Annotated in this window: 2 protein-coding genes; both read left to right on the forward strand. The window is 39.4% G+C overall.

The genetic code is table 11. The features are described 5' to 3' along the window. The first annotated feature begins 73 nt into the window (after positions 1 to 73). Complete coding sequence (locus tag ACYIAM_RS13005) at positions 74 to 331, forward strand: transposase (protein WP_034909955.1); 258 nt, start codon at positions 74 to 76, stop codon at positions 329 to 331. A 20-nt stretch (positions 332 to 351) separates the two neighbouring features. Next, the coding region (locus ACYIAM_RS13010) for an IS3 family transposase (RefSeq protein WP_483748557.1) at positions 352 to 1,103 on the forward strand (752 nt) is incomplete at its 3' end.

Raw genomic sequence — 1,103 nt, forward strand, 5'->3', positions numbered from 1 at the left:
TGTAACTATCCCCTAAAATAGTACAGCAAAAAAGTAGAAAATTCTCTATGATAAAAGTAAAGGGGATTTAATTATGAAAAAAATGACTGAACATCAAATCGTCGCTATTTTAAAAGAAGCTGAAGCGGGTATTCCTGTCAAGGAACTCTGTCGTAAATATGGCATGGGGAATTCAACTTTCTATAAATGGCGGGAAAAATACGGCGGAATGGAAACTTCGGACATCAAACGCTTAAAGGAGCTGGAGGCCGAAAACCGCAAGCTTAAGCAGATGTTTGCCGAACTGAGCTTAAAATCCCAGCTTCAGGAAGAAATCATAAAAAAGCTTTAGTGCCCACAAAGGCACGTCAAATGTGGGCACAGCAACTACAACAAAATCATTCTGTTACTATTGCTATGAGTTGTGCCATTGTTGGCTTAAGCCGTTGTGCTTACTATTATCAACCTAAGTTACCGGATGATTCAGTGATTGTTTCGGTGTTGAATGCTATCACAGACCGGCATTTACGCTGGGGCTTTCCCAAATGTTTTAAACGTATCAGAAAGCTCGGCTATAAATGGAATCATAAACGGGTGTATCGGGTGTATTGTGAATTAAAGCTTAATCTCAGGGTAAAGCGTAAACAGCGCATTCTTTCACGAAGCCCAGAAAGGCTATTAGCACCCAATAAACAAGGTGAATGTTGGTCAATGGATTTTATGAGTGACAGTAGTCGTAATCAACGTCGCTTTAGGACATTCAATGTCATCGATGACTTTAATCGTGAGGCGCTAGGCATTGATATTGCAGTAAGCTTGTCGGCAGGGAGAGTTACCCGTTACTTAGATAAACTGGCCGAATATCATGGCTATCCATTAAAAATACGAGGCGATAATGGACCAGAATTTACAGGAAAAACCTTTATAAACTGGGCAAAGTTACATGGTATAAACATTGATTATATCCAGCCCGGTAGTCCTTATCAAAATGGTTATATTGAACGATTTAATCGTACCTATCGTACTGAAGTACTCGATTTATATCTTTTTAACAACTTAGCACAAGCAAGGAGAATAACCGAAGAATGGTTAACGATTTATAATACCGAAAGACCGCATGAGGC

This window comes from Gilliamella sp. X-60 (assembly GCF_057063585.1).

Excerpts from the sequence above, each read along its gene's own strand:
- ACYIAM_RS13005 (WP_034909955.1), top strand. The coding sequence starts at position 74 with ATGAAAAAAATGACTGAACATCAAATCGTCGCTATTTTAAAAGAAGCT.